Genomic DNA, 25,657 nt, shown 5'->3' with positions numbered 1-25,657 from the left:
GTTGACGTGCTGTGCGGATGTGGATTGTCGAGGGGGGGTCAGGCCGTGCGGGCCGTGGCCTTCACGGCGCGGCCGAGGAGGACGCCGAGCGCCACCATGCCGATGCCGAGACCGAAGTGCAGGACGTTGTCCGCGCCGTTCACGGGGACGAAGTTCGCGGGGCTGCCGTGGGGGACCAGGACGCCGTAGACGCCCAGGACCAGGTAGATCACGCCGCCCCAGACCAGGTAGCGGGTGGCGCCCGCCGGGCTGCGGCCCGCCATGAGTCCGACGACGCCGAACAGCAGGTGCACCGCGTTGTGCAGGACGGAGACCTGGAACAGGCCGAGCAGCATCGCTCCGGAGTGGTGCGAGGCGAAGGACAGGTCGCCGATGTTGCTGGTGATCCCCGGCACGAAGCCGAGGACGCCGACCAGGAGGAAGACCGCTCCGACGGTCCGCGCGGCGAGCGTGACCCCGCTGCGGCCCTGGGTGTGAGAGGTGCTCATGAGGTGCTCCTTGATTCTGGTGGTCGCTACCGCTCTTGCGCGGTCACACAGGTCATTCGGAGCCGAGGGGGGAAGTGGATTGGAGGGACGGCAGAAAACTTCTCGCCCGGCCGGTCGTCAGTCCGAAGCGGGATGTCCGACCGGTACCGCGCTGGGGCTTGGCGCTGCATGATGGGGTGATGACACCGTCTCCCCTCCCGCCCTGGCCGAGCCGGGCTCCGACCCGCGGAGCGATCCGCCTGCGTGCGGTCCTGGAGACGGACGCGGCGATGGCGCAGGAGCTGTCCACCGATCCCTACATCCCGCACATCGGGACGCTTCCAGCGCACGCGGACCGAGCCGAGGCGCACGCGTGGGTGCAGCGTCAGCAGGGCCGCCATGCGGAGGGATCGGGATTCTCGTTCGCGATGGAGGAGGCGTCGACCGGGAAGGCGGTCGGGCACTGCGGACTCTGGCTCCGGGAACTGGGCACGGGGCTCGCCACCGCCGGATACGCCGTCGTGCCGTCGGCGCGCGGCCGCGGGTACGCTGCCGAGGCGCTGACAGCTCTCACCGAGTTCGGGTGGACAGTCCCGGGGCTGGAGCGCATCGCGCTCTACATCGAGCCGTGGAACGCGGCCTCGATCCGCACGGCCGAACGGGCGGGCTACGGCTTCGAGGAACTGCTGCCGGCCTATCAGGTCATCGCGGGGGAGCCGCGGGACATGCTGCTCTACTCCGCGACGCGCGAGGCTCCGCCTCGGGACCGTACCTCGGGTGAGGACGAAGAGAGCGCGTCAACCGGAAAGTGATCATGTTGTGATGCCGAGCAGTGCCCGACAATCGTCGTCGGATGCTGGATACCCTGAAGTTCCCGCGGCGTCACCGCCGGTTCACGCGGCCGCCCTACCGTTCCGGGTATGGATTCCCACCCTTCCGATACCCCAGTCACCCCTGCCCGCCAGAGCACCGGCCCGAACGGCGTGGGGCGCCGCGGCGTCCTCGCCGGGGCCGGGCTCGCCACCGTCGCCGGGCTCTTCGGCGCGGCCGCCGGCGCCGCCCCGGCGGCCGCGAAGCCTGCCAAGCCCGCCACCTCCATGCCGGTGCGGTTCAACGACGACGGCAAGCTGAAGATCCTGCAGATCAACGACACGCAGGACACCCACCTGACGGACCGGCGCACCATCGAGCTCATCGAGACGTCGCTCGACACCGAGAAGCCCGGCCTCGTGGTGCTCAACGGCGATACCATCAACGGCGGCCCGGCCACCGAGCAGCAGGTCAAGCAGGCCTACAACAACATCATCCGCCCCATCGAGGAGCGCGGCGTGAAGTGGGCGATGGTCTTCGGCAACCACGACGAGGACTCGCTCGGCAACGACACGGGCATGACGGAGCAGAAGATCGTGGACTGGATCCACGACGTCTACCCGAACAACCTCAACCCGGCGATCGACCCCAAGCTGTACGGCCACTCCAACGGGCAGCTCCTCATCCGCTCCTCCCGGGCCAACGAGCCGGCCTTCGGCGTCTGGCTGTTCGACTCCAACCGCTACGCTCCGGGCACCATCGGCGGCCAGAGCCGCGAGGGGTTGAAGAACTACGACTGGATCCACGCGGACCAGGTCAACTGGTACCGCGAAGCCTCGCTCGCCACCGAGGAGCGCTACGGCCGCAAGATCCCGTCGTTGGCGTTCTTCCACATCCCGCTCTGGGAGCACCACCACCTGTGGTTCGGCAGCCAGTTCGGCTCCGATCCGGCCACGCACGCGGCCGCCGCCAAGAAGCATGGCATCGTCGGCGAGAAGCACGAGGACGTCTACGTCGGCGCCTGGAACTCCGGGCTCTACGCGGCGATGCAGGAGCGCGGCGACGTCCGCGGCGTCTACGTCGGCCACGACCACATCAACACCTACATGGGCGACTACTACGGGATCGAGCTGGGCTACGGCCCCGGCACCGGGTATGGCACCTACGGCCTGCCCGGCGCGGAGCAGCACCGGCTGCGCGGCACGCGCGTCTTCGAGCTCGACGAGAACGCCGACGGCGTCTACACCGGCACGCGCACCCTGTTCGCCAAGGATCTCGGGATCGACACGACCCCCGGTCACCAGCGCATCGACGAGCCCGCCCCGCTTCCGTAGGGACACCGGCCGCCGGTCCGCTCGTCAAACGCGGAGGGGGTGCTTGGCTCGTGCCCACATCAGCACGGGGATGAGCAGCAGTGCTAGGACGCCGCCGCCGAGGGAGAGCATCTGGTAGCTGGTCGCGGACATAACCAGACCGGACATCGCGCCGCTTCCGGTTCCGGCGAGGGCGATGAGCACGTCGATGGTGCCCTGGGTCCGGGGGCGGTTCTGCGGGACGGTGGCGTCGACGACCAGGGCGGTGCCCGAGACCAGGCCGAGGTTCCAGCCGATGCCGAGCAGCACGAGGGCGAGGATGAGCAGGCCGAGCGAGTCGCCCGGAGCGGTGGCGGCGAGCAGCCCGGCCAGCAGCAGGGTGACGCCGGAGGCGATGACCATCGGCGTGCGCCCCAGCTTGTCGACGAGGGTGCCGGTGACGAGGGAGGGCAGCCACATCGCGCCGATGTGCATGCCGATGACGAGCCCGACGGCGGCCATCTCGTGGTGGTGGGCGCGCATGTGGATCGGCGTCATGGTCATGATCGCGACCATCACGATCTGGGTCAGGACCATCACCGTGGCACCCACCGAGGCGCCGATCCCGACCTTCGGCACCGTCCGGGGCGCCGACCCGACCGGTTCCCGCGCTGCGGCATCCGTTGCAATGCGCTTCGCCAGCAGGTACGGGTCCGGGCGCAGGAAGACGAACAGCACGAGTCCGGCCGCGCTGTAGGCGGCCGCGGCGAGGATGAACGGCCCAGCCAGGGTCGGGACGCCGAGCGAGTCGGCGAACCGCCCGAGTGGGTCGATCAGGTTCGGACCGGCGACGGCACCGACGGTGGTGGCGACCATCGCCATGCTGGTGCCGAACCCCCGCCGGTCCGCAGGGGCCAGGTCGGTGCCGGCGTAGCGGGCCTGGAGGTTGGTCGCCGTGCCGGCCCCGTAGACGAACAGCGAGGCGAAGAGCAGCGGCAGGCTGCCCGTGGTGGCTGCGATCACGACGCCGAGGGCGCCGATGCCGCCGGCGATGAAACCGTAGGCGAGGCCCACTCGGCGGCCGAAGCTCTGCGTGGAGCGGCCCACGAGGAACGCCGCCAGCGCCGACCCGAGGGTGAACAGGCCAGTCGGCAGCCCGGAGAGGGCGTCGGAGCCGAGCATGTCCTGGGCCAGCAGGGCGCCCACCGCGACGCCGGCCGCCAGACCCGCGCCGCCCAGGATCTGACTGAGGATCACCACGGTCAGCGTCCGCCGGTGGACTCTGGCGGCTTCCTGCTCCGTCGTCTCCACGGCGGCAGTCGTCTCAGGCGACTCCAAGGTCGACCTCCTTGCTCGCGCGCCAGCCGTCGCCCAGCGCCCATGGCATAGAAGACTAGTGCACCTCCTCGTCCAGCCCAGGACCATCCGACGCCGGTCCGCACCACTGTCGCCGTCGAGTAGTGAGTCGTCGGGTGGCGGCGGCTACCCCGGCTACACCGGTCCGCGTTGCTACGCGCCGGGCGGCCAGTTCTGGAAGCCTGCTGACGGGCCATCCCGTCAGGACTTCGGCGCGGCGTTCTCCCGCGGGACCACGCTGATGGTGCCGGACTGCTCCAGCACCGCCCATTTGATCTGGTCCATCCGCTCGAGCCCCTGGGTCTCGCGGGCGGCGTCCATGATCTCGTCCGCGGTGAGGTGCTCCTTGGTGAGGACGTCGTCCAGCACCTTGCCGTCCTGCACCAGGACCAGCGGCACGCTCTCGGTGACGCGACCGAACGTGGGGAACTTCCAGCCGAGGAAGTCGGAGAAGCGGCTCAAGGCGATGAGCGTGGCGACGACCAGCGCCGCCTGCACGATCGAGAAGTCCTCGCCGAGGAGCGCCTGCTGTGTGGCCTCGCCGACGATCAGCAGCAGGACGAAGTCGAACGTCGTCACCTGACTCATGGTCCGCTTCCCCATGAGCCGGAAGAGCAGCAGCAGGATCAGGTAGATGGCGAGGGCGCGGAGTACGGCGTCCATGATGGCTCCCTACGGTAGGACGAACTGGGTGAAGTCGACGGAGTCGCCGTCCACGGAGGCGGTCGCATCGAGCGGGCCGTAGCCGGTGGCGCGGAAGGCGAAGGATGCGGAGACGTCCGCACCGTCGAGCACCTCGAACTCGTACGCCGTCCCGCCCGGCACGGCGTACTCCGCACTGGGCTGCGGCGAGACGCCGGTGATGTCCACGCTCTCCGGCCAGGTCCCGGTCAGATGGACGGTCACCTTGCCGTCGGTGACGGTCTCGTTGGACAGGTCGAGGGTCAGGTTGTCGTCGGCGTTGTTGTGCCCGATGCGCTGGAACTCGACGGCGACGTAGCCCGAATCGCTCGTGGCGGTGGTCTGACTGAAGGGGCCCGGGCCGAGGAACCCGAGCAGGCCGGCCAGCAGGAAGAGCGCGATCAGGACCCAGCCGATCCGCGTGGCGAGCCACTCCTTCTTCTGGAACTCTCTGTGCTGGCCGATCTCCAAGTCCATCGGTGGCTCCTCGCGCTCGTGTCTTCCCATGTCAGCCCTTGCGTCAAGCTAACAGCTCGCGAACCGACGGGAGCCAGCCCGGCAGTAGTTCCCAGGAAGCTCTCAGGAACCGTCCGAATTCCTGCACGGTCTCCTCTGCGGCGAACCTCCCTCCCGGGCGAACCGCCTCAGCGTCGAACCTCGGAACGGCCCGGACCGTCGGTCCGCTCGGGCGGGCCCGCGTATAGGCTGGACAGCACCCCAGGGGAGTGGAGGAGTCTCGATGCTCGAATTCCGATCCGTCAGCAAGACCTACAAGGGCGGCGCCGTGGCCGTCGAGGATTTCAGCCGTACGGTCTCCGCCGGGAGCATCACCGTCCTCCTCGGCTCGTCCGGATGCGGCAAGACCACGTTGCTGCGCATGGTGAACCGCATGGTCGATCCGACCTCCGGCACCGTCCTCGTGGACGGCCGCGACGTCGCCGGTGCGGACCCCGTCCGGCTCCGCCGCTCGATCGGCTACGTCCTGCAGGCCGGCGGGCTCCTGCCGCATCGCGACGTGCTGGACAACATCGCCACCGTCCCGGTGCTCGACGGCGCCGGCCGCCGGCAGGCCCGCCACGCGGCCTCGGAGCTCCTGGAGCGCGTCGGCCTGGACTCCGAGCTCGGCCGCCGGTACCCGGGCCAGCTCTCGGGAGGCCAGCAGCAGCGTGTGGGCGTCGCCCGCGCGCTCGCCGCCGACCCGGAGGTCCTCCTCATGGACGAGCCCTTCGGGGCCGTCGACCCGATCGTCCGCTGCGAGCTCCAGGACGAGCTCAGCCGCCTGCAGCGGGAGTTGCGCAAGACGGTCCTCCTGGTCACGCACGACGTCGATGAGGCCTTCCGCCTGGGCGACGACGTCGTCGTGCTCCAGCAGGGCGGGCGGATCGCCCAGGCCGGAACTCCGGCCGAACTGCTCGCCGCGCCCGCCGACGACTTCGTCCGGCGCTTCATCGGCGCCGACCGCCACGAGCGCCGGATCCACGAGCAGGAGGTCGGCGGACGGCGGATCCTGGTGGATGCCGCGGGCCGGCCGATCGGCGTCCTGGAGGGCAGCGCGTGACCTGGCTGCAGTACTCGTGGGGGCTGGTCCTGGAGCTGACGTGGGCGCACCTGCTGCTCAGCCTCCCGGCGATCCTGCTCAGCCTGCTGATCGCGGTGCCGATCGGCTGGCTGGCCCACGCTCGCCCGCGGCTCGGCGGTGCTCTGCTCTCCGGTGCGAGCCTGCTCTACGCCATCCCGGCACTGCCCCTGCTGATCATGGTCCCGGCGGTCTTCGGGGTGCCGCTGCGCTCGGCGGCGACCATGATCATCGCCCTCACCGTCTACGGCGTCGCACTGCTGGTCCGCAGCGTCGCGGACGGCTTCGCCTCGGTCGATCCGGCCGTGCGGCAGGCCGCCGTGGCCGTGGGGCACTCGCCCCGCCAGATGTTCTGGGCCGTGGACCTGCCGCTGGCCGTCCCCGTGATCGCCGCCGGACTGCGCGTCGTCACGGTCAGCACCGTGGGTCTGGTGACCATCGGCGCGCTCATCGGCGTCGCCAACCTCGGCACCCTGTTCACGGACGGCTTCCAGCGCGGCATCGTCGCCGAGGTGGTCACCGGGGTCGTCGCCACCGTGCTCCTGGCGCTCGTGCTGGACGGGCTCGTGGTGCTCGCCGCCCGCGCGGCGACCCCGTGGACACGCGCCTCGGCCGTCGGGGCGGGGACGACGCCGTCGCTCCTCCCGCCGTCGGCCCTGCAGCCCGCCGTCCGGGGCGAGCGCGGGAACGGGGGCCGCGCATGAGCCTGCTCCTGGAGGCCTGGGCCTGGCTGACGGACCCGGCCCAGTGGTCCGGGCCCGGTGCCATCGGCGGCCGGATCGGCGAGCACGTCCTCGTGACCGCCGCCGTCGTCGCGGCCGCGGCCGTCGTCGCCCTCCCGGCCGGCGTGCTCGTGGGGCACACCGGGCGCGGGCGCACCGCCGTCGTCGGGATCGCCGGGGCCGCCCGGGCCGTGCCCACGCTCGGCCTGCTGACCCTCTTGGGGCTGTGGCTCGGGATCGGCGTCCAGGCGCCGATCCTCGCCCTCGTGGTCCTGGCCGTCCCCTCGCTGCTCGCCGGCGCCTACTCCGGCGTCCAGGCCGTCGACCCGAACGTCACGGGCGCGGCCCGCGCCGTCGGCATGAGCGAATGGCAGATCGTCACCCGGGTCGAGCTGCCGCTGGCCGCCCCGGTGATCATCGGCGGCCTGCGCGCGGCGGTCCTGCAGGTCATCGCGACGGCGACCCTCGCCGCGTACCTGGCCGACGTCGGCCTCGGCCGCTACCTGTTCTCCGGGCTCAAGTCCCGCGACTACGCCGAGATGCTCGCGGGGGCGCTGCTGGTGGCCGCGCTCGCCCTCCTGGCCGAAGTCCTCCTGGCGCAACTGCAGCGCCGGGCCCGCCGGGCCGCTAGGCTCCAGACAACAACGAACCGAAAGGCGCACGCATGAAGGACAGCAACCTCCGACGCCTGACCGGCCTGACCGGCGCGCTCGCCGCCGCGGCCCTGACACTGACCGCCTGCGGGTCCGGCGACCCGCTGGACTCCGGGTCCGGCGGCACCGACGACGGCGGCTCGGCCGCGTCCGGACCGATCGTCGTCGGATCCCAGGACTACTACTCCAACGAGATCGTCGCCGAGATCTACGCGCAGGCGCTCGAGGACGCCGGGCACGAGGTGGAGCGCGAGTTCCGCATCGGCCAGCGCGAGGCATACCTGCCGGAGATCGAGTCCGGCTCGATCGACCTGTTCCCCGAGTACACGGGGCCGCTGCTGAAGTACTGGGTACCGGACAGCCAGGCGACCCGGAGCGAGGACGTCTACGCGGAGCTCCAGGAGGCCACGCCCGAGGGACTGCGGGTGCTGGACCAGGCCCCGGCCACGGACCAGGATGCCTACGCGGTCACGCAGGAGTTCGCCGACGAGCACGGCCTCGAGACGATCGAGGACCTGCAGGACATCGACGTGCCGATGACCATGGGCGCCAACTCCGAGGCGGAGAACCGGCCCAACGGCCCCGAGGGCCTCGCGGAGGCGTACGGGGTGGAGGTGGGGTTCACCCCGATCGAGGACGGCGGCGGACCGCTCACCGTGAAGGCGCTCAAGGACGGCGACATCCAGCTCGCGATTGTCTACACGGGCGATCCGTCGATCAGCAAGAACGGACTCAAGGTGCTCGAGGACACCGAGGGTCTGTTCCTGGCCTCGCACCTGGTGCCGCTGGCCAGCGACAACGTGAGTGACGAGGCCGCCGGCGTGATCGACGGCGTCAGCGCGGCGCTGACCTCCGAGGAGCTCCTCGAGCTCAACGGGCGCAGCGTCGACGAGCAGCTGCCGGCCGCGACCATCGCCGACGAATGGCTCGCCGAGCAGGACCTCTGACCGGCTCCACCGCGCGACCCGTCCGCGGCGGGCGGGACGCCGCGGCCCGTAGAATCGCCGTCGTGACCGCAACGTCATCCGCCCCTGGCCTCGTCGGCTTCGCCGTCCGACGCGCCGACTTCGCCGACCCGCGCCTCGAGGCGTTCCTCGGCGAGCACCTCGCGGACATGGCGGCCACGTCACCGCCGGAGAGCGTGCATGCGCTCGACCTGGCCGGTCTGGACCGGCCGTCCGTCCGCCTGTGGACGGCGTACGACGGCGACGCCCTCATCGCGACGGGCGGCATCGCCGTCGTGCACGGCCCCGGCGGCGAGCCGCAGGCCGGTCACGAGGAGCTCAAGAGCATGCGCACCCACGCGGGCTACCGCGGCCGCGGGCTCGCGCGAGCCATGGTGCGCCTCCTGGTGGGCGACGCAGCGGCCCGCGGGGTCCGGCGCATCTCCCTGGAGACGGGCACGGAGGACTACTTCGCCGCCGCGCGCGGCCTGTACGCGTCGGAGGGGTTCGCTCCCTGCGAGCCGTTCGGGACGTACGTCGAGGATGAGAACAGCGTCTTCATGACCCGCTGGCTCTGACGTCTCCCCGGCGCCTCGTCTGGGGCGGGTCGAGACCCCGGCCGCGCGCACGAAGGCCCCGGGAGCCGTTCGTCTCTCCCGGGGCCTTCGTCTGTCCTGCGGAGAACCGGAGGCCGTTCGTCTCCTCCGGTTCTCCGGAACGGAGGGGCCGCTAGGCCTGCTTGTTGACCTTCGACTCGGCCACGGAGGTGAGCTTCTCGTCGGTCGACTTCTCCTCCGCCAGCGTCTCGGCGAGGATGTTCTTCGCCTCCGTGTAGCCCAGCTCGTAGGCCAAGGCGCAGAGGGTGCCGTATCCGGCGATCTCGTAGTGCTCCACGCGCTGGGCCGCGCCCACGAGGGCGGCGTCGCGCAGCGCGCCCTTCTCGGTGGCCTCGATGAACTCCTCGCCGTCGCCGATGAGGGCGGCCATGGACTGGTCCTTGATCCGCTTCAGCGTGATGTCCAGGGTGCTCGCGACCTGGTCGATGCGCTCCAGCTGTCCCTCGGTCTCCTCGAGGTGGTGCTCGAACATCTCGACGAGCTTGGGGTTCTCAGCCGCACGCGCGAGCTTGGGCAGCGCCTTGGTCATCTGCTGCTCCGCGCTGTTGGCCAGCGAGAGCAGGCGTACGAACAGTTCTTCCGAGTTCTTGATCTGCATGGTCTGAGATCCTCCTAAGGGAACTGAGGTGCGGCGGCCGTCCGGCCGCCTGTTCCCCGAACCTAACAAGCGCTTCCTGAAAGAACAGGGACAGCTCCTTGGAGTTCGCTGGAAGGTGCTCGCGTACCCGCCCCGATCTAGGTGCGGGCCGCCGTGAGGTCCCCTCGAGGATCCTCGACGCCATCCTGTGGGTGGCACTGCCTACTGTTCGAGCTGGGTCCCGAGCACTCTCGGGACCGACATCATCACCGACCTCTTGGGGGAGAAATGAGCCATCCGGAACAGACCACCCAGCCTCCGTCCGCGCCGACGGGGGCGAAGCCGAGGACGCGCGCGGGCCGCGGACTCGGCATCACCGCACTCGTGGTGGCGCTCGTCGCCATCTGCCTCTCGGCGCTTCCGATCATCAACAACGTCGCCGCAGTCCTCGGCGTCATCGCGCTGGGCCTCGGCATCGCCTCCCTGGTCATGGCGTCCAGGCGGAACGGCGGCAAGGGCTTCGGCATCGCGTCCACCGTGATCGCGGTGATGGCCATCGTGGTCGTCTTCGCGACGCAGGCGTTCTACGTGTCCGTCCTCGACGGCGCCGAGGACGCCGTGGACCAGACGATCGAGCAGGCCGAGACCGGCGAACGCGCGGCCACCGAGGAGGAGCAGTCAGCCGCCGCCGCGACAGAGGCGAACCAGCTCGGCACCGCCGCGGCCGTCGGCGACTACCAGGTGACAGTGGACGCCGTGAACCTGGACGCCGGCGAGGACATCGCCGCCGTGAACGAGTTAAACGAGCCGGCAACGGGCCAGCACGTCCTCGTCGACCTCACCGTCGCCTACGAGGGTACGGAGGAGGGCACCCCGTGGCTCGACCTGACCGCGGAGCTCGTGGGGTCGGACGCCCGGATCTACTCCAGCAGCACCTGCACCGCGGTCCTCGAGAGGAACGGCATCGAGCAGCCGAACCTGACCGCCGGCGGAACCTCGTCCTACCAGACGTGCTTCGATGTCCCGGCCGAGGCGATCGAGGGAGCGATGCTCCGCGTCGGCGCCACGTTCGACGTCAACGGCGAGCCCGCCGTCTGGAACGTCCAGTAGCGGGGACTGCCTCGGCCACACGACGGAGCGGGTGCGGTCCTCGCGATCCAGCGCGGTCCGCACCCGCTCCGTCCGTCTCGGCGCCAGTGCGGCGCGGGCGCGTTGCGTTGTCCGGGCAGATGCCCAGAGGGCGCTGCGTCAGAGCGAGGCTCCAGCCCGCTCCGTCCCGCCGACCGGTGGCTCGATTTCCATCCGGTCCTTCAGATTGAGCAGGCCCTGCGTGATCGCCTCGGCCATGCGCGGCTCGAGCCTGCCGAACAGCTTGGCGACGAGGCCGCGCACCCCCTGCGGGAAACCGACCATCGTCCAGGTGACCTCCGTGGTCTCCTTGGGACCGGGACCGGTCTTCCCCGGGACCGGATCCAGGCTGAACGTGTGGTCGCTGGAGCCCTTGAAGGGCTCGTGGGACTCGAGGTGGATCTGGACGTGGTCCTCGGTGACCGCGGTGATCGTCATGACGCCGCTGCCCGTGCTCTTGTTGCCCGACCACTCGTAAACGGCGCCGACACCAGTCTCCGCGCCGCGGTACTCGCGGTGCAGTGCGGGGTCCAGCTCGTCGAGGGGGGACCAGTCGCGCCAGGAGCGGAAGTCGGTGAGGAAGGGGCGGATCTGGTCCGGGGTCGCGTTGATCCCGACCGCACGGCTGATGTTGATCTGCGTCATGACGACTCTTTCTCGTGGGGGAGCGGGACGACCGTCGAGCACAAAGTAGCACGCGGTTCGGGCGGGGCCGAGACCTGCGGAGCGACCGAGGTCTTGCCCCGGCCCGCGGAGAGTCGTAGCGTCGAGCCATGAGCTTCGTCACCGTTGGAACACTGGAAGCGCAACCGGGCAAGCGCGATCAACTCATCGATATCCTCACGCGCCATCGTCCCGAGTTGGTCGATGCGGGCTGTCTGACCTACGACGTCGGGGTGAGCGACGATCACTCCAGCACGGTGTTCGTGATCGAGCAGTGGACCAGCGAGGAGGCGCACCGCGAGGCGCTCGAACGGACCTCGATCCGCTCGGCGATCAGTGAGGCGATGCCGCTGCTGACTGGGAACCGGGGAGGGTTCAAGTTCCGGATCATCGGCTCCCCGCTCTGAGAACGACGAAGCCGCCGGCCCCGATGAGGGGGCCGGCGGCTTCGTGCGTACGGGGCTGCTTCCGGACGGTGCCCGGGCTGGCCGCGGGCGATCGACGCTGACTAGGCCACAGGCTCCTTGGAGCGGTCGCGGTCGTAGGACTCCCAGAAGGTTGCGCCGACGATGTTGAGGGCCTTCGGGTCGAACACCGGGTCAATGCCGAGCTTCTTCTGGCGCTCGAAATCGCGCAGCGCCTTGTACGCCGGTTGCTGCAGGATCAGGATGCCGATGATGTTCAGCCAGGCCATCAGGCCCACACCGATATCGCCCATGAGCCACGCGTCGGCGGCCGTGTTCACGGTGCCGTAGGCGACGGCGATGAGGATCGCGACCTGGAGCGCCATGGTGGTGACTCGGCCGATGCTCGCCTTGATCCCCGGGATCAGGGTGGTCGAGGACGTCCCCACCAGGAAGCGGAGGTTGGTCTCCGCCATGTAGTAGTAGGCGATGATCGTCGTCAGGCAGAAGAAGATCAGCGAGAACGCGATGAACGAGGCACCGAAGCCCGAGAAAGCGGAGTCGAAGCCCTCCTGGACGAACTGCGGCCCCACCACGGCGGTGGCGGAGAGCAGACCGCCCTCGGCGAGCACCCCGCCGTCCTCGCTGCCGCCGTGGAACACGCGGTAGGCACCGGTGGACAGGATCAGGAATCCGGTGGCCGAGCAGACGAAGAGGGTGTCCACGTAGACCGCGAACGCCTGGACGAGGCCCTGCTTGGCCGGGTGCGAGACCTCGGCGGCCGCAGCGGCGTGCGGGCCCGTGCCCTGGCCGGCCTCGTTGGAGTAGACGCCGCGCTTGACGCCCCACATGACCGCCAGGCCGACGACGGCGCCGAAGGCGGAATCGAGGCCGAAGGCGCTGCGGAAGACCATGCCCAGCACCTCGGGCAGGACCGACGCGTTCATGAGCACCACGATGAGGGCCAGGATGATGTAGGCCAGCGCCATGAACGGCACGACGAACGACGCGAACGTGGCGATGCGCTTGACGCCGCCGATGATGACGAACGCCAGGACGATCACGGCGCCGACCGCCACGATCCAGGGGCTGACGGTCCAGGCACCGTCGATGGCGGTGGCCATCGAGTTGGCCTGCACGCCGGGCAGCAGGACGCCGCAGGCGAGGACGGTGACGGCGGCGAACACGTAGCCGTACACCTTGAAGACCCCTGCGGCGCGGGTGTGCGCGAGGGCGCGGCTGAGGTAGTAGGCCGGGCCGCCGCGGTACTCGCCGGTCAGCGGATCGCGGGTCTTGTAGATCTGGCCCAGCGTGGACTCGACGAACGACGTCGACGCGCCGAGGAACGCGACCATCCACATCCAGAACATCGCACCGGGGCCGCCGAAGGCGATCGCGGTTGCCACGCCGGCGATGTTGCCGGTGCCCACGCGTCCGGACAGCGACATGGCCAGCGCCTGGAACGAGGAGACGCCGGACGGCGACGTCTCTCCACGGACGAGCTGGCTGATCATGCCCTTGAAGTGGCGGACCTGCATGAACCGGGAACGGACGGAGAAGTAGACGCCGGCCGCCAGACACAGATAGACGAGCCAGTCGCTCCAGATGACGTCATTGATGGCACCTAAGACGTCGCTCATGTTAAAACCTCCAGGGGAGTACGAATGATCACCCATGATGATGACACACGTCACAGGCTGGTCGCGCCGTGTCGGCCGTCAGGGCGCCGCCGGACCGGGCGTGGTGCTGTCCGCAGCAGGTCCGGCACGTGCGGCCTGACCGCCCGTTCAGCGGCAAAATTGGTGTGGACTTCAATGATTGAACCCGACCCGAAGGTGTCTGAGATCTCAGACATTTTTCGCCCGCGCCGCGCCGCACCGCGCGGCCCCGCGCAGCAGAAGAGGTGGCGGCCCGTACGGGCCGCCACCTCTCGCGGGTGTTCTCTTCAGTGCGTCGGACGCTAGGCGTCCTCGAGGAGGCGCGCTTCCTCCCGCTCCGCCCTGCGCGTCTGCGAGTGCTTGACCGCGGCGTAGACCACGGCCACCACCAGCAGGGCGTACATGATGATCGTCGCCGGCGAGGAGACGAGGTACCCCAGGTCGCCCTCGGACACCGTCAGCGCGTTGCGCAGCGAGGTCTCGGCCAGCGGGCCCAGGATGACCGCGATCAGCACGGGTGCCACCGGGAAGTTATAGCGCCGCATCACGAAGCCGAGGACGCCGATCGCGAGCAGGAACCACAGGTCCACGAGCGAGGAGCTCACGGCGTAGACGCCGAGCATCGACAGGACCGTGATGCCCGCGTACAGGTACTGGCGCGGCACCAGGAGCAGTTTGGCCCACAAGCTCGCGAACTGCATGTTGATGATCAGCAGGATGATCAGGCCGACGAACAGCGACGCCAGGAGCGTCCAGACCAGGTCGCCGGAGCGCTCGAAGAGCAGCGGGCCCGGCTGCATGCCGTACTGCTGGAAGGCGGCGAGCATCAGGGCCGCTGTCGCGGAGACCGGCAGACCTAGGGCGAGCAGGGCGCCCATGGCCATGCCCGCCGTGGCGTTGCCGGCCGCCTCCGGGGCGGCGACGCCGTTGATCGAGCCCGTGGTGCCGAACTCCTGGTCGCGGCGCTTCGCGGCCAGGCGCTTCTCGGTCCCGTAGGCCAGGAAGGTCGGGATCTCGGCACCGCCAGCGGGGATAATGCCGAACGGGACGCCGAACGCCGTGCCGCGCAGCCAGGCCGGCATGGCCTTGCGGAAGTCCGGCAGGCTGAGCCGGGCCCGCCCGCTCGCCGGGATCCTGACGGCGTTGGGGTCGCGGTGGACGCGGGAGGCCACGTGGATGACCTCGCCCAGAGCCAGCAGGCCGACCGTGATGACGACGATCGAGAGGCCGTCGAAGAGCTGCTGGGAGCCGAGCGTGAAGCGGGTGGTGCCGGACGAGTCGTCCACGCCGATCATGGCGAGCACCAGTCCGATGCACAGCGTGGTGAGGCCCTTGATGATCGAGTCGGACACCACCGAGGAGATCGCCACGAAGGCGAACACCGCCAGGGCGAAGTACTCGGCCGGCCCGAACTCGGTGGCCAGTTTGACCAGCGTGGGGGCGAAGAACACGACCAGGGTGCTGGCGAGGAGCCCGCCGATGAAGGCGCCCATCGCAGCCGTGGCCAGGGCGCGGGCGGCCTGGCCGCTCTTGGCCATCCGGTGGCCCTCGAACGTCGTCGCGATCGCCGAGGAGGCGCCCGGTGTGTTGAGCAGGATGCCCGCCGTGGAGTCGCCGAACATGCCGCCGAAGTAGATGCCGGCGAACATGATGAGCGCGGCGGTGGGGTCGAGGCTGAAGGTCACGGGCAGCAGCAGGGCCACCGCCATCGAGGAGCCGAGGCCCGGCAGGACGCCGACGGCGGTGCCGAGCAGCGCTCCGACGATGACCCAGACCAGGTTCGCGAGCGTCAGTGCGCCGGCGAAACCCTCCATCAGGTGCGAAAGCTGATCCATTTAGAGCATCCCTCCCAGGAAGCCGGACGGCAGGCTCAGGCCGAGGCCGGCGCCGAATGCGAGCTGGGTGATCGAGGAGAAGAGCAGGGAGACGCCGACGTCGAAGACGGGACGCTTGCTGCCGAAGGCCTTGCAGATCACCCAGAAGAGACCTGCCGCCGTGATGACCCAGCCGAGGACCGGCAGGGCCAGGATGAAGAGGACGACCCCGCCGACCACCAGGCCGATGGTCTTCCAGTCCGAGTAGAGGCGGACGCGGCCGGCCGCGCGCGGCCGGTCGCCGCGCCGCCCGTAGACCTCGGCGCGCTCGGCGTGGCTGAGCTCGGCGAGCATGTCCGAGGAGACGTCCGGGCTCTGCGAGCCGCCGCCGTGCGGGAAGCGCCGGGTGCGGATGACGCTGATCGCGTGCAGGACGCCGATGGCGTAGAGCGCCACGGCGACGATGGTCGGGAAGAACTGCGGTCCGGGGACCGTGTCCCCCTTGACGTCCATGGTGAGGATCCCGACGACGACGGCGGTCGCCAGGGCGAGCACGAGGCCCGAGACGACCAGCTCGCTGCGGCCGGACCAGAACCCGGTGATCTTGACGGTCTCCCGCTCCACGGGTGCGGTGTCGGTGGCGCTCACAGTCCCAGTCCTTCCACGAGTTCGTTGGTGGTCGCGGTCTCCTGCTCCAGGAAGCGGTCGAACTCCTCGCCCACCATGAAGCTGTCCGTCCAGTCGTTGCGCTCGAGCGCGTCCTGCCAGTGGTCGGTCTGGCGGTACTCCTCGATGATCTCGACCAGCTCCGCCTTGTCGGCGTCGCTGATGCCCGGTGCGGCGGCCAGGCCGCGCCAGTTCGCCATCGAGGCGTCCACGCCGGCCTCCTTGAAGGTCGGCACGTCGATGCCCTCCAGTGGCTCCGCGGACGAGATCGCCAGGGCCCGCAGGTTGCCGGCCTCGATCTGGTCAGAGAGCTCGTTGTAGCCGGAGACCGCCGCCGTCGTCGTCCCGGAGAGCACCGAGGTGATCGCCTCGCCGCCGCCGGAGTAGGGGATGTAGTTGACGTCGCGCGGGTCCATCCCGACCTTCTCCGCCACCAGGCCCATGAGCAGGTGGTCGATGCCGCCGAGCGACCCGCCGGCGATCGACGTGCCGCCGGGGTCGGCCTTCCAGGCCTCGATGAAGTCGCCGAGGTCCTCGTACGGGCTGTCGGCGGGGACCACGATGACCGAGTAGTCGTCCGACATGCGCACGAGCGGGGTGACGTCGTCCAGGCCGACGCCGGAGTCGGCCAGCTCGACCGCGCCGATCATCACGCCGCCGGTGACCATCAACATGTCCGAGCGGCCCTCCATCTGCGCGAACTGGCTCAGCCCGATGGTGCCGCCCGCGCCGGGCACGTTGACGACCTGGACGTTGTTGCTGATGCCCTCGGACTTGATGGCCTGCTGGGACTCGCGGGCGAACCCGTCCCAGCCGCCGCCCGGCGACGCCGGCGCCATGAGCACCAGCTTGCTGCGGGCGGTCGATTCCCCGCCGGTGCTGGCGGCGTTGACGAGCGCCAGGGCGGTCACGACCGCCACGGCGCCGCCGAAGAGTATGCGTTTCACTGTGTTGTTCCTCATCGCATTCCGTAGATTGGGTGCGTGCTTGACTCACTACGATGACAGCGCTGTGACCCCGGGCACACCGGAATCCGGGTTTGGGTCATAAGCAACGAAAGAAAAACAAACGCAACGGCCGGAGGGACCATGCCGAGCGCCCGCCCCGAGGGCTCCGACGCCCACGCCGCCTCCCGCGCCGCCCGGCGCCGCAGGCCGGCGCGGGCGCCCCTGCGCGCCCGGCTGGCCGCCATGCAGGTGGCGATCGTGATCGGCCTGATGGTCCTGGTCGCGTGCGTGGTGATGGTCTTCGAGGACCAGCGGATCCAGGACCGCGCCTACGACCGCGCCCGGACCGTCGCGCTCGAGATCGCCGACGAGCCCGACGTCGCCGCCGCGCTCAACACCGAGGACGACGTCGAGGTGATCGCGCCGCTCGCCCGCCTCGCTCAGGAGACCTCCGGCGTCGACTACGTGGTGGTGGTGGGCCTCGACGGGCTGCGCGTCGCCCACCCGGACCCGGAGCGCATCGGCGAACCCGTCTCCACCGACCACTCCCTGGTCCTCGAGGGCGAGTCCTTCAAGGGGGTCGAGCGCGGCACCATCGGCGTCACCCTGCGCGTGAAGGAGCCCGTGTACGACGGCGACGCCGTGGTGGGCACGGTCTCCGTCGGGATCCTGCAGCACAAGGTGCGCGGCGAGCTCGCGGGCCTGGTCCTCGGGTTCGCGCCCTGGGTGTTGGGCGCCTCCGCCGTCGGGACGGTGCTGAGCCTGTGGGCGGCGCGGTCCATCCGCCGGCGCATTTACGGGGTGGAGCCGGAGGAGGTCGCCGGGCTGCTGCAGTCCAGCAATGCCCTGTTCTACAGCGTGCGCGACGGCGTGGTGGGCGTGGACCCGGAGGGCCGGATCACGCTGTTCAACCGGGAGGCGGCGCGGCTCCTCGGGTTCGCCGAGCCCGACGACGACGAGCTCGCCGCCCTGACCGGCCGGCCCGCCGCCGAGGTCCTCGACCCGCAGCTGCTGGAGCTGCTGCGCCTGCCGCCGGAGCACCAGGAGACGCGACTGGTGCTGGTGGGGGAGCGGATGCTGCTGGCGGCCCGCCGGGCCGCCACGCTCGCGGACGGCCGTTCGGCCGGCCAGACCCTCACTCTGCAGGACCGCACCGAGCTGGAGGCGACCCTGCGCGAGCTGCACGGCCAGCGCGGCCTGACCGACGCGCTGCGCTCGCAGACCCACGAGTTCGCCAACCGGCTCCACGTCCTCTCCGGGTACCTGTCCGTCGGCGCGCACGAGGCCGCGCTCGAGTACATCCAGCGGATCGCCGGGCCCACGGACCGCTCGGCCGTCGTCGTCTCCGATCCTGGGCTCGCGGGGGTCCTCGCCGCCCAGGCGGCGGTGGCGCGCGAGCGGGGCGTGGGCTTCGCCGTCGCACCGGAGTCCGTCACCGGGAGCGGCTTCGAGGCCGACGACGACGTCCTCACCGTGGCCGGGAACCTGCTCAGCAACGCCATCGACGCCGCGGGCGACGGCGGGGAGGTGCGCGTCCTGGTGCGCGGGACGGGCGACGCCTTCCTGATCCGCGTGGAGGACTCCGGGCCGGGCATCGCCCCGGAGGACGTCGAGCGCGTCTTCCAGCGCGGCGTCAGCACCAAGCCCAGCGAGGAGGCGGCCGGGCGCGGGGTGGGCCTGGCGCTCGTGGACCGTATGATCAAGCGGCGGTCCGGGAGCATCGAGGTCGACCGCTCCGAGCTCGGCGGGGCGCGGTTGACCGCCCGCTGGGGCGACGCCCCGGCCGAGAGCGAACGGACCGGGGGCGGGCCGACCGGCGGCATCTCGAACGGACCAGGGGAAGCGGGTGAGCGGCAGTGACCGGAGCGGAGGACGAGTCGACGATCAGGACGCTGATCGTCGACGACGACCCCGATGTGGTGCGCATGCACCGGCTCTTCGTCGAGGCGGCCGACGGATTCGAGGTCGCAGGGACGCTGGGCCGCGGGGCCGAGGTGGAGCCGTTCCTGGCGGCCGAGCCCGTGGACCTGATCCTGCTGGACGTGCACCTGCCGGACGCGAACGGCGTCGACGTCCTGGAGCGGCTGCGCGCGGCCGGGCACCGCGCGGGGGTCATCATGATCACCGCCGCCGCCGAGGCCGAGACGGTCCGCAGCGCGCTCGGCAGCGGGATCGACGACTACCTGGTCAAGCCGTTTACCGTCGTCGAGTTCACGCGCCGGCTCCAGATGTTCCGCTCGTCCCGGGCCACCCGGGCGAGCGAGTCCGGGGGCACGCGGGACCGCGACGCCGTCGACCCCGCGCGCCAGGCCGCCGTCGACGAACTGGTGGGCGGCGCCCGGGGAGAGGCGGCCGCCGGCGTGACGGGCGGTCCGGCGTCGGACGCGCCGGCGAAATCGCTGCCCAAGGGGTTCTCCCAGCCGACCCTGGACCTCGTCGCCGGGGCCCTGCGGGAACTGACCGGTCCGGCGACGGACCACGGGACCGCCGCCCCGATGGCCACCCCCTCGGCCACGCCCGACGCCTCGGCCGCCGAGGTGGCGCGCGCATGCGGCATCTCCAAGGTGAGCGCGCGGCGGTACCTGGATCTGCTGACCCGGCAGGACCGGGCGGAGCTGCGGCCGCGGTACGGCTCGGCGGGACGGCCCGAGCACCGCTACCGCTGGCGGCCCTGATAGACCGCTGGCGGCTTCGAGCTGGTCAGCCGGCGGGCTCGTAGCCGATCAGCCAGGGCAGACCGAACCGGTCCCTGACCTGTCCGTCCGTGGCGCCCCACGGCTTCGGCGCCAGCGGGTCCACCACCTCGCCGCCCTCCGCGAGCCGGTCGAACCAGGCATGGAGCTCCGCCGGTTCCGCCGTGCCCAGGAGGGAGAGCCGGAGGCCGCGCGGGTCGATGGCCGGCTCGCCCGGGGCGGCGTCGGATCCCGCGAGCGAGACGACGCCGTCGAGCACGCCGTGCGCGATCAGCCCACCCGGGCCGTCGCTGCGGGAGAAATCGGCGTAGGTGTGCAGGGAGAGCTCCCCGCCGAAGACGTCGGCGTAGAAACCGAGTGCCTCGCGGGCCGTGCCGGGGAAGGTGATGTAGACCAGGGGTGCCGTCATGGGCCGAGCCTACGCGGGGCTCCACGCGCGCTGATAGGCTGGGGGCAGACTTTCTGCGCCCTGTTCCTGTGGCGCCCATAGATAGCGCCCTCGAGTGGCGCCCACGCAAAGGATGAGATGACCAAACGTCATACCCGCAATAATCCGAATTCGAAGAACCCGCCGGCGCTGAGCAAGAACGGCCTCCGCGTCGTCCCCCTCGGCGGCCTCGGCGAGATCGGCCGCAACATGACGGTCTTCGAGTACGGCGGCAAGATCCTGATCGTCGACTGCGGCGTCCTGTTCCCCGAGGAGCAGCACCCCGGCGTCGACCTGATCCTGCCGGACTTCAGCTACCTGCGCGGCCGCTGGAACGACGTCGTCGGCGTCGTCCTCACGCACGGCCACGAGGACCACATCGGCGGTGTCCCGTACCTGCTCAAGGAGGGCCGCGAGATCCCCGTGATCTCGGCGCGCCTGACGCTGGCGTTCCTGAAGAACAAGTTGGCCGAGCACCGGATCAACGCCAAGATGATCGAGGTGAAGGAGGGCGACAGGCGCAAGTTCGGGCCGTTCGACCTCGAGTTCCTCGCGGTCAACCACTCCATCCCGGACGGTCTCGCCGTCGCGATCCGCACGCCCGCCGGTCTGGCCCTGGCCACCGGCGACTTCAAGATGGACCAGTTCCCGCTGGACCGCCGCATCACCGACCTGGCCGGCTTCTCCCGCCTCGGCGAGGAGGGCGTGGACCTGTTCCTCGTCGACTCCACCAACGCCGAGGTCCCGGGCTTCCTGGCCGCCGAGGCAGACCTGGTGCCCGCGATCGACCAGGTGATCCGCACAGCCCCGCGCCGCGTGATCGTCTCCAGCTTCGCCTCGCACGTGCACCGCATCCAGCAGGTCATCGACACCGCGCAGAAGTACGGCCGCAAGGTCGCCTTCCTGGGCCGCTCGATGGTCCGCAACATGACCACGGCGCAGGAGCTCGGCTACCTGACCATCCCGAAGGGGATGCTGGTGGACTTCAAGGAGCTGGACAAGCTCCCGCCGAAGAAGGTCGTCATCATCTGCACCGGCTCCCAGGGCGAGCCGATGGCCGCGTTGGCCCGCATGGCGAACCAGGATCACGTGGTGGACCTGGCCGACGGCGACACCGTGCTGCTGGCCTCCTCGCTGGTCCCGGGCAACGAGTCGGGCATCTACCGGCTGATCAACGACCTGACCAAGCTCGGTGCCAACGTGGTCCACAAGGGCAACGCCAAGGTCCACGTCTCCGGCCACGCCTCCGCGGGCGAGCTCGTGTACTGCTACAACCTGGTCCGGCCCAAGAACGTGCTGCCCGTCCACGGCGAGCACCGCCACCTGAAGGCCAATGCCGAGCTCGCGATCCGCACCGGCGTCGAGCCGCGCAACACGATCATCGGCGAGGACGGCATCGTCGTCGACCTGGTCGACGGCGTGGCACGCGTCGCCGGGCACATCCCGGCCGAGTACGTGTACGTCGAGAACAACGTGGCCGGCGCTGCGACCGAGGAGTCGCTGGCACACCGCGTCCGCCTCGCCGCGGACGGCGCGGTCACCGTCCTCGCGATCGTCGACCCGGACACCGGGGCCCTCGAGGAGGACCCCGAGTTCTTCCCGCTCGGGTTCGAGCTGAACAAGAAGGACCTGGACGCCGCCACCGGGATCGTCCAGAAGACCATCAACGGCCTCAAGGGCGAGAAAACCGGCCCCGACGCCGAGAAGGCGATCGCGGCCGGCCTGACCCGCTGGGCCCAGCGCGCCCTGCGCCGCAAGCCCGTCTTCACCGTCATCACCGTCGACGCCTAGCCGCGCCGGCACACCGGCCGCCCCGACGGGCCGGCCCCGCAGCGCCCTCCCGGGAACCGTCCCGGGAGGGCGCTGCCGTGTCCGGGAAGAGGCGGGTCCGGGCGCGCCGGCGTCGGTTCGTCTTTTCACCGCCGCCGTGAGGAAACAATTCGTCCCGGAAGCGGTTCGAAGGAGCGTTCTGATCCTCCAGACACCGGTTTAAAAGCGCGCCTCGGACGCTCCGGCGCGGCGTTATGATAATCGGCATGCCTCATCTAGAACTGCGCCCCCTCGAGTACTCCGAGGCGGTCACGGCGGTCGTGGCCCGCCGCGGTTTCGACGGAATGACCCTGGCCGACGTCGCGGCCGAGGCCGGCGTCAGCCGGCAGACCATGGCCCGCTGCTATCCGAGCAAGTCCGCCCTGGCCCGGGCCGCCTTCGGTCACGCCCGGGACCGCGCCAACGCCAGCATCGCCACGGCCGTCGACGGCCACTTCGGCATCGAGGCGCTCCGCCTCTTCGTCCTCGAGCTGCTCCCACTGGATGACAAGCGCCTCGCCTTCGCCCGGGTCCTCGTCCCGGCCTGGCAGATGTCGCTGCACGACCAGGAGCTCGCTGCCCTCGGCAACGCCCTGACGGCGTCGTGGCGCCTGCAGATGCGCACCTGGCTGCGCGAGGCCATGGCCGACGGCGAGGTCCGCGCGGACGTCTCGGTCGACGGCGTCACGGAGATGGTTCTGAATTTCATCAGCGGCGCGCAGGCCGGTGCCCTGGCCGACGGTTCGTTCAACTCCGCCCACCAGCTGCGCGGGCAGGTCGACTCGCTGCTGCACCTGCTCCGCGGCTGACCCCGGAGCCCGTCCACCCTCCTGCTCGGCCCGGCGACCGTCCCGCGAGGACCCGTGCCGCGGGGACCCGTGCCGCGGGGCCCCGTGCCGCGGGGAGGCTGCGGCTCCGGGCCCACCCGGCGGCCCAGCAGAGCGCGAGCGCGAGCTCGAGGCCGAGGATCGCAAGCATCCCGCCGCTGTGGCCGGCGTCGTGCCCAAAGCCGTGTCCGCCGCCGTGTCCGCCGGCGTGCGCGTGGCCGGGCAGACCGAGCACCAGCGCGGCGTGGACCAGTACCATCGCGGCCGCGCACCCGTGCACGTGGAGCAGGGAGCGAGGGCAGGGCCTCGGGCCGGACGGCGTCGTGACCCGGCGCAGGGTCGCCGGGAGTTCGCCGCCGCACGCAGCGGCGGGTGCGGCGTGCGCCGTCGTACGACGGCGCCGCAGGCCGGCCGCGTGGAGCGCGGACCCCGCGCAGTGGAGCGCCACCGCCGCCATCAGCACGGCCGCTGCCCAGCCGTGGCGGGCGCCCATGTCCGGCAGGAGCGCCACGTGGGCCGCCGCCGTCGCGCAGCCGAGCAGCGCGACGGCTATCCTTGCGAGTCGCAGCCGCACTGCCCCGCCCCGGACTCGCCGGCGGCCCCGGCCCCGGGAGTGGAGGCGCAGTGCGCCGTCGCCGGAGCCGGCACGTCCAGCACCGGCGAGCGGTCGAAGAACCCCTCCGGGCGCAGCTTGAACCCCGTGGCGTCCACGGGCATGATCGGCCAGTCCTCCACCCGGGGGTAGTGCGTCAGGCCGAACGTGTGCCAGAGGACCAGGTCCTCGCCGTCGATGCTCCGGTCGGCGGCGGTCCACTCCGGTAGGCCGGCCCCGCCCGGGTGCTGGTTCACGAAGTCGCCGGTCGGGTACTTCTGCGACTCGTCGTAGGGCGTGACCCAGAGGGCCCGGGTGGCGAACGCCGCGCGCTGGGCCACCGAGGAGCCGGGGTCGGCGAGCAGCGTCGGGTTCCCCTCCGGGTGGAGCTTGTAGCCGACCGGGGCGCCCAGCCGGTTGATCGATTCCGGATTCTGCACCAGCCACGTCCGTCCGGTCTCCATGCTGGTGTCCCGGACGGCCTCCGACTCCCGCCGGAGCACCGTGTGCTTCCGCGTGAACGCGTTGCCGCGCGGGTTGTCCGGCCCCAGGGGCAGGCGCACGGCCTCCTCCTCGACCACTCGGCCGGGGCCGCCGTCGAGCGCGAACTCCAGCCGCGCGCCGAACAGGTGCTGGTGGAACGGCGCGCCCAGTCCGGGGGCCAGCTCGGAGCTGTACGGGTAGTCGCCGTCCGGCTGCGCGGAGGTGAAGACGATGCCGGTGGCCTTCGCCTCGAACTCGATCGTGCCGTCCAGGTAGAGGTACCAGTAGAAGCCGTAGTCGTAGTTGCCCACGGTGGTGAAGAAGCTGATCACGAGGCGCCGGTTGCGCCGGGTGTACTCGACGCCGCTCCACAGGTCCGAGTGCTTGGCCAGGATGGACCAGTCCTCCTCGTGCAGGCAGATGCCGTTGCGGATGGTGCGCGGATTGCCGAAGTTGTCCGCGATCACGGGGGAGAGGTAGGTGATCTCGCCGAGGCAGTCGCAGCCGAGCTCGAGCGAGTTCGCGCAGGATCCGATCAGGTACTCGCCGGTGTCGAAGTAGTTCTGCCAGTTCCGTACCGGCGACGGGTCGCCGTAGGGGACCACCATCTCGGCGATCGACGCCCGGTTGAGGATGCGGCGCCGGCGGACGTCGCCGTCGGGCGCCTTGTCGTCGAAGGAGATGTTGTGCAGGACCAGGCCCTCGCGCATGTCGAAGCCGACGTCCAGGCTCCAGCGCTCCCACTCCACGTGGTTGCCGTCCGTGACCGTGAAGGACGGGCCCTCCGGCTGGGTGATGCTGATGGGCCGCTGCGTGGTGCGCGGCTCGCCGGTCAGCGACGGGTCCGTGTAATTCCCGTGCTCCTGGGGGACGGGTACGACGGCGCTGTCCAGCACGCGTGTGGCCCGCCCGCGGACGACGTCGACGTAGGCGACCAGCCCGTCGATCGGGTGCGCCCAGGCCGAGTCGGTCTCGTGCTCCTGGTAGAAGGCGAGGCCGCGCAGGATGCGGGTGCCGCGCTCCTCCGGGTAGTCGTAGAAGCCGGCCGAGAGCGGTGCCACGCGCACCTTGGCCAGCTCCAGACCGCGCTTGGCGATGGCTGCCCGCCAGTCCGTGTCGGCGGCGAGGATCTCCTCGACCCTGGCGAACTCCTGCTCCATGACGGGCAGTTCGCCGGTCTCGGCGGTGTCCAGGGCGGTCACGGACTCGACGCGGTCCGCCGTCTGGTCGACCACGAGGTCCGCGGCCGTGCCGTCGGCCGAGTTCAGGGTGAAGACCCGGAAGCGACGAGCTGCGGGGGCGCGATCCGCCGCGGGGCCACGGCGGGGGTCGAGCAGGCCCAGGTAGGCGACCCGGTGCGCGTCCGTCAGCTGGCCTTCGCGTCGAAGGAGGTCGCGGACGGCGGCGATCTCCTCGGCGGTCGGGAGCCGATAGGCGCCGTCGGACCCGTCGGACCCATTGGACCCGTCGGACCCGTTGGACACGCCGGGCTCGATGGCTGCCGGAACGGCACCGGTCTCATCGGACGGATCGGTCGCGAGCGACGGGGGCGAGGCGGGGCTGCACATGGTTCCTCCAGGAGTGATGTGGCGTGCGGAGTGGCGGCCGTCGCACCGACCTGTGATGCGAGCCACTTTTATTTTCTCTTGGCGTAGAGAATACGTACCGGGCCCGGAGGTGGCAAGGGGCGGGTCGGAGGGGCTGTCGGCGTCGCCGTGTTGCAGGCTGGTTCCGTCGGCGGCGCAACTCTGCAGGGTTGATGCATCGGCGTCGCGATCATGCAGCCCCTGGGCGCGGAGAGGCTGCACGAGTGCGACTTCGAGGCGTCCCGGGCTTCGCGGTCGCCGCGGG

25 protein-coding genes are annotated in these 25,657 nt (G+C 70.8%); 13 read left to right on the top strand and 12 right to left on the bottom strand.

Annotation, left to right across the window (positions count from 1 at the left end; all coding sequences use genetic code 11):
* Positions 1-38: 38 nt before the first annotated feature.
* The gene (locus RIN46_RS00555) at positions 39-488 is read right to left on the bottom strand and encodes a DUF4383 domain-containing protein (protein ID WP_309080734.1); all 450 of its coding nucleotides are present in this window, start codon (positions 486-488) and stop codon (positions 39-41) included.
* Positions 489-667: 179 nt separating this feature from the next.
* Between RIN46_RS00555 and RIN46_RS00550 the strand changes: the two genes are divergently transcribed.
* Both RIN46_RS00550 and RIN46_RS00545 read left to right on the top strand, forming a co-directional pair.
* Entirely contained in the window at positions 668-1,279 is a 612-nt protein-coding gene (locus RIN46_RS00550) for a GNAT family protein (RefSeq protein WP_309080735.1), read from the top strand.
* Positions 1,280-1,387: 108 nt separating this feature from the next.
* Positions 1,388-2,611 carry a metallophosphoesterase family protein gene (locus tag RIN46_RS00545; protein WP_309080736.1) on the top strand — a complete coding sequence of 408 codons (1,224 nt, stop codon included), beginning with the start codon at positions 1,388-1,390 and terminating at the stop codon, positions 2,609-2,611.
* 24 nt (positions 2,612-2,635) lie between these two features.
* Here RIN46_RS00545 and RIN46_RS00540 read toward each other — a convergent pair whose 3' ends face one another.
* The 3 genes from RIN46_RS00540 to RIN46_RS00530 form a co-directional block, all read right to left on the bottom strand.
* The gene (locus RIN46_RS00540; RefSeq protein WP_309080737.1) at positions 2,636-3,907 is read right to left on the bottom strand and encodes an MFS transporter; all 1,272 of its coding nucleotides are present in this window, start codon (positions 3,905-3,907) and stop codon (positions 2,636-2,638) included.
* A 219-nt stretch (positions 3,908-4,126) separates the two neighbouring features.
* Positions 4,127-4,588, bottom strand: a complete 462-nt coding sequence (locus RIN46_RS00535) for a YetF domain-containing protein (protein ID WP_309080738.1) — start codon at positions 4,586-4,588, stop codon at positions 4,127-4,129.
* Positions 4,589-4,597: 9 nt separating this feature from the next.
* Positions 4,598-5,083, bottom strand: coding sequence for a hypothetical protein (locus tag RIN46_RS00530; RefSeq protein ID WP_309080739.1), 486 nt, complete (start codon positions 5,081-5,083; stop codon positions 4,598-4,600).
* Positions 5,084-5,345: 262 nt separating this feature from the next.
* Between RIN46_RS00530 and RIN46_RS00525 the strand changes: the two genes are divergently transcribed.
* From RIN46_RS00525 to RIN46_RS00505, 5 genes are all read left to right on the top strand, one after another.
* Positions 5,346-6,164, top strand: coding sequence for an ATP-binding cassette domain-containing protein (locus RIN46_RS00525; protein WP_309080740.1), 819 nt, complete (start codon positions 5,346-5,348; stop codon positions 6,162-6,164).
* The gene (locus RIN46_RS00520) at positions 6,161-6,886 is read left to right on the top strand and encodes an ABC transporter permease (RefSeq protein ID WP_309080741.1); all 726 of its coding nucleotides are present in this window, start codon (positions 6,161-6,163) and stop codon (positions 6,884-6,886) included. The genes RIN46_RS00525 and RIN46_RS00520 overlap by 4 nt, the downstream gene beginning before the upstream one ends.
* Complete coding sequence (locus tag RIN46_RS00515) at positions 6,883-7,572, top strand: ABC transporter permease subunit (RefSeq protein WP_309080742.1); 690 nt, start codon at positions 6,883-6,885, stop codon at positions 7,570-7,572. Before RIN46_RS00520 ends, RIN46_RS00515 begins: the two co-directional genes overlap by 4 nt.
* Positions 7,569-8,504 carry an ABC transporter substrate-binding protein gene (locus RIN46_RS00510; RefSeq protein WP_309080743.1) on the top strand — a complete coding sequence of 312 codons (936 nt, stop codon included), beginning with the start codon at positions 7,569-7,571 and terminating at the stop codon, positions 8,502-8,504. Before RIN46_RS00515 ends, RIN46_RS00510 begins: the two co-directional genes overlap by 4 nt.
* A gap of 62 nt (positions 8,505-8,566) precedes the next feature.
* Positions 8,567-9,079 carry a GNAT family N-acetyltransferase gene (locus RIN46_RS00505; protein WP_309080744.1) on the top strand — a complete coding sequence of 171 codons (513 nt, stop codon included), beginning with the start codon at positions 8,567-8,569 and terminating at the stop codon, positions 9,077-9,079.
* Positions 9,080-9,230: 151 nt separating this feature from the next.
* On the opposite strand, the gene RIN46_RS00500 is transcribed toward RIN46_RS00505, so the two are convergent.
* On the bottom strand, positions 9,231-9,716 hold the full coding sequence (locus tag RIN46_RS00500; protein WP_309080745.1) for a DUF892 family protein: 486 nt from the start codon (positions 9,714-9,716) through the stop codon (positions 9,231-9,233).
* Between the two features lie 267 nt (positions 9,717-9,983).
* On the opposite strand from RIN46_RS00500, the gene RIN46_RS00495 reads away from it, so the two are divergent.
* A complete protein-coding gene (locus RIN46_RS00495) occupies positions 9,984-10,805 on the top strand; it encodes a hypothetical protein (RefSeq protein WP_309080746.1) in 822 nt (273 codons plus the stop codon).
* Between the two features lie 138 nt (positions 10,806-10,943).
* Here the strand turns inward: RIN46_RS00495 and RIN46_RS00490 are convergent, their stop codons facing one another.
* The gene (locus RIN46_RS00490) at positions 10,944-11,468 is read right to left on the bottom strand and encodes an SRPBCC family protein (protein WP_309080747.1); all 525 of its coding nucleotides are present in this window, start codon (positions 11,466-11,468) and stop codon (positions 10,944-10,946) included.
* A 128-nt stretch (positions 11,469-11,596) separates the two neighbouring features.
* Here RIN46_RS00490 and RIN46_RS00485 point away from each other — a divergent pair, with 128 nt between their 5' ends.
* Positions 11,597-11,893 (top strand): antibiotic biosynthesis monooxygenase, encoded by a 297-nt coding sequence (locus RIN46_RS00485; RefSeq protein WP_309080748.1) that lies wholly within the window; start codon positions 11,597-11,599, stop codon positions 11,891-11,893.
* A gap of 101 nt (positions 11,894-11,994) precedes the next feature.
* Here RIN46_RS00485 and RIN46_RS00480 read toward each other — a convergent pair whose 3' ends face one another.
* The 4 genes from RIN46_RS00480 to RIN46_RS00465 all read right to left on the bottom strand — a co-directional run bounded on the left by RIN46_RS00480 (position 11,995) and on the right by RIN46_RS00465 (position 16,975).
* Entirely contained in the window at positions 11,995-13,530 is a 1,536-nt protein-coding gene (locus RIN46_RS00480) for an alanine/glycine:cation symporter family protein (RefSeq protein WP_309080749.1), read from the bottom strand.
* Positions 13,531-13,850: 320 nt separating this feature from the next.
* Positions 13,851-15,383, bottom strand: coding sequence for a tripartite tricarboxylate transporter permease (locus tag RIN46_RS00475; protein ID WP_309080750.1), 1,533 nt, complete (start codon positions 15,381-15,383; stop codon positions 13,851-13,853).
* Complete coding sequence (locus RIN46_RS00470) at positions 15,384-16,010, bottom strand: tripartite tricarboxylate transporter TctB family protein (RefSeq protein WP_309080751.1); 627 nt, start codon at positions 16,008-16,010, stop codon at positions 15,384-15,386. It lies immediately after the preceding gene.
* Positions 16,007-16,975: a tripartite tricarboxylate transporter substrate-binding protein gene (locus tag RIN46_RS00465; RefSeq protein WP_309080752.1), complete on the bottom strand. Its 969-nt coding sequence runs from the start codon at positions 16,973-16,975 to the stop codon at positions 16,007-16,009. Before RIN46_RS00465 ends, RIN46_RS00470 begins: the two co-directional genes overlap by 4 nt.
* 141 nt (positions 16,976-17,116) lie before the next feature.
* Between RIN46_RS00465 and RIN46_RS00460 the strand changes: the two genes are divergently transcribed.
* Positions 17,117-18,835: an ATP-binding protein gene (locus tag RIN46_RS00460; protein ID WP_309080753.1), complete on the top strand. Its 1,719-nt coding sequence runs from the start codon at positions 17,117-17,119 to the stop codon at positions 18,833-18,835.
* Positions 18,832-19,650 (top strand): response regulator, encoded by an 819-nt coding sequence (locus RIN46_RS00455; protein WP_309080754.1) that lies wholly within the window; start codon positions 18,832-18,834, stop codon positions 19,648-19,650. Before RIN46_RS00460 ends, RIN46_RS00455 begins: the two co-directional genes overlap by 4 nt.
* 25 nt (positions 19,651-19,675) lie before the next feature.
* Here RIN46_RS00455 and RIN46_RS00450 read toward each other — a convergent pair whose 3' ends face one another.
* Positions 19,676-20,077, bottom strand: coding sequence for a VOC family protein (locus RIN46_RS00450; RefSeq protein ID WP_309080755.1), 402 nt, complete (start codon positions 20,075-20,077; stop codon positions 19,676-19,678).
* Positions 20,078-20,194: 117 nt separating this feature from the next.
* Between RIN46_RS00450 and RIN46_RS00445 the strand changes: the two genes are divergently transcribed.
* Both RIN46_RS00445 and RIN46_RS00440 read left to right on the top strand, forming a co-directional pair.
* On the top strand, positions 20,195-21,886 hold the full coding sequence (locus tag RIN46_RS00445) for a ribonuclease J (protein ID WP_309080756.1): 1,692 nt from the start codon (positions 20,195-20,197) through the stop codon (positions 21,884-21,886).
* 245 nt (positions 21,887-22,131) lie between these two features.
* Entirely contained in the window at positions 22,132-22,713 is a 582-nt protein-coding gene (locus tag RIN46_RS00440; RefSeq protein WP_309080757.1) for a TetR/AcrR family transcriptional regulator, read from the top strand.
* Positions 22,714-23,280: 567 nt separating this feature from the next.
* Here RIN46_RS00440 and RIN46_RS00435 read toward each other — a convergent pair.
* Entirely contained in the window at positions 23,281-25,374 is a 2,094-nt protein-coding gene (locus tag RIN46_RS00435; RefSeq protein WP_309080758.1) for a primary-amine oxidase, read from the bottom strand.
* Between the last annotated feature and the right edge of the window lie 283 nt (positions 25,375-25,657).

The organism is Zhihengliuella sp., from assembly GCF_031178195.1.
Lineage (GTDB): Bacteria > Actinomycetota > Actinomycetes > Actinomycetales > Micrococcaceae > Zhihengliuella.
The sequence above is the reverse complement of the archived record's forward strand: the minus strand, read 5'-3'. Positions and strand labels throughout refer to the sequence as shown.

Bases quoted from the DNA above. Each gene is read 5' to 3' on its own strand.
- RIN46_RS00555 (WP_309080734.1), bottom strand. From the start codon at position 488: ATGAGCACCTCTCACACCCAGGGCCGCAGCGGGGTCACGCTCGCCGCG.
- RIN46_RS00550 (WP_309080735.1), top strand. From the start codon at position 668: ATGACACCGTCTCCCCTCCCGCCCTGGCCGAGCCGGGCTCCGACCCGC.
- RIN46_RS00545 (WP_309080736.1), top strand. From the start codon at position 1,388: ATGGATTCCCACCCTTCCGATACCCCAGTCACCCCTGCCCGCCAGAGC.
- RIN46_RS00535 (WP_309080738.1), bottom strand. From the start codon at position 4,588: ATGGACGCCGTACTCCGCGCCCTCGCCATCTACCTGATCCTGCTGCTG.
- RIN46_RS00530 (WP_309080739.1), bottom strand. From the start codon at position 5,083: ATGGACTTGGAGATCGGCCAGCACAGAGAGTTCCAGAAGAAGGAGTGG.
- RIN46_RS00525 (WP_309080740.1), top strand. From the start codon at position 5,346: ATGCTCGAATTCCGATCCGTCAGCAAGACCTACAAGGGCGGCGCCGTG.
- RIN46_RS00515 (WP_309080742.1), top strand. From the start codon at position 6,883: ATGAGCCTGCTCCTGGAGGCCTGGGCCTGGCTGACGGACCCGGCCCAG.
- RIN46_RS00510 (WP_309080743.1), top strand. From the start codon at position 7,569: ATGAAGGACAGCAACCTCCGACGCCTGACCGGCCTGACCGGCGCGCTC.
- RIN46_RS00500 (WP_309080745.1), bottom strand. From the start codon at position 9,716: ATGCAGATCAAGAACTCGGAAGAACTGTTCGTACGCCTGCTCTCGCTG.
- RIN46_RS00495 (WP_309080746.1), top strand. From the start codon at position 9,984: ATGAGCCATCCGGAACAGACCACCCAGCCTCCGTCCGCGCCGACGGGG.
- RIN46_RS00490 (WP_309080747.1), bottom strand. From the start codon at position 11,468: ATGACGCAGATCAACATCAGCCGTGCGGTCGGGATCAACGCGACCCCG.
- RIN46_RS00485 (WP_309080748.1), top strand. From the start codon at position 11,597: ATGAGCTTCGTCACCGTTGGAACACTGGAAGCGCAACCGGGCAAGCGC.
- RIN46_RS00480 (WP_309080749.1), bottom strand. From the start codon at position 13,530: ATGAGCGACGTCTTAGGTGCCATCAATGACGTCATCTGGAGCGACTGG.
- RIN46_RS00475 (WP_309080750.1), bottom strand. From the start codon at position 15,383: ATGGATCAGCTTTCGCACCTGATGGAGGGTTTCGCCGGCGCACTGACG.
- RIN46_RS00460 (WP_309080753.1), top strand. From the start codon at position 17,117: ATGCCGAGCGCCCGCCCCGAGGGCTCCGACGCCCACGCCGCCTCCCGC.
- RIN46_RS00450 (WP_309080755.1), bottom strand. From the start codon at position 20,077: ATGACGGCACCCCTGGTCTACATCACCTTCCCCGGCACGGCCCGCGAG.
- RIN46_RS00445 (WP_309080756.1), top strand. From the start codon at position 20,195: ATGACCAAACGTCATACCCGCAATAATCCGAATTCGAAGAACCCGCCG.
- RIN46_RS00440 (WP_309080757.1), top strand. From the start codon at position 22,132: ATGCCTCATCTAGAACTGCGCCCCCTCGAGTACTCCGAGGCGGTCACG.
- RIN46_RS00435 (WP_309080758.1), bottom strand. From the start codon at position 25,374: ATGTGCAGCCCCGCCTCGCCCCCGTCGCTCGCGACCGATCCGTCCGAT.